This window comes from Mesorhizobium silamurunense, from assembly GCF_014843825.1.
Taxonomy (GTDB): Bacteria; Pseudomonadota; Alphaproteobacteria; order Rhizobiales; family Rhizobiaceae; genus Mesorhizobium; species Mesorhizobium silamurunense.
The window spans coordinates 1-938 of record NZ_JHQR01000481.1; the positions used below are offsets into that span (position 1 = coordinate 1).

Here is a 938-nt window from a genome sequence, read left to right on the forward strand (position 1 = left end):
GCATCGAGAGCCGCCAAGCCTATCAGGCGTTGAAGTCCCTTGCGACCCACAAGACCGACCGCAACGACGCCCGTGGCCTGGCCCATCTCGCCCGCACCGGCTTCTTCAAACCGACGCATGTGAAGTCGCTGCCGGCGCATGCTGTCCGTTCGCTCATCATCGCGCGCAAGAAGCTGGTCGGGCAGCGCGTCATGCTGGAGAACCAGATCCGCGGCCTCGCCGTGGTGTTCGGCGTCCGGCTGCCGCGGGCGCTCAGCCCCGCCTTCATCAAACAGGCATTGCAATCAAGTGAAGGGATCGACGGCCTGTCCGCCGCCATGCGAGGCCTCATCGGGGCGCGCGCCGCCGTGCTTTCGGCTGTCGCGGCAATCGACGCAGACTTGAAGAGGATGGCCAAGGCCTCGAATGCGTGCCGCCGGCTGATGACCATTCCCGGTGTCGGCAAACTCACCGCGCTCGCCTTCACAGCCGCCGTCGACGATCCCGAGCGCTTCCGGCGGTCCCGCGATATCGGCGCCTATCTCGGCCTCGTGCCGCGGCGCTATCAATCGGGCGAGGTCGATTACACCGGCAGCATCTCCAAATGCGGCGACCGGCGAACACGAACCCTGCTCTACGAAGCAGCAAATGTCATGCTGACGCGCTACAAAGCACCGCTGAAGCTGAGGGACTGGGCGCTGGCCATCGCGGCGAGGTCCACGATGCGCAAGGCGCGGGTCGCGCTCGCCCGCCGGCTCGCCATCATCATGCATGCCATGCTCCGGCATGGCACCGTGTTTAGGCCGGCATAACCGGCATCCGAAAGGAGACCGATACGAGTTCCCGAGCGGGAACGACGCCCGAGGGAGGGCATGGATGACGGCGCCGATTTTGTAGCAGCGGTCGATCCGATCGGCCGACAGCGATTTCAACCAAGCCGCACCATACCCAGCTGACCC

The 938-nt window shown here is 65.6% G+C and carries 1 protein-coding gene; it reads left to right on the top strand.

The window, feature by feature from the left end; translation table 11 throughout:
* On the top strand, window positions 1-791 hold a 791-nt coding region (locus DH10_RS36105; protein WP_192385977.1), incomplete at its 5' end, for an IS110 family RNA-guided transposase.
* Between the last annotated feature and the right edge of the window lie 147 nt (window positions 792-938).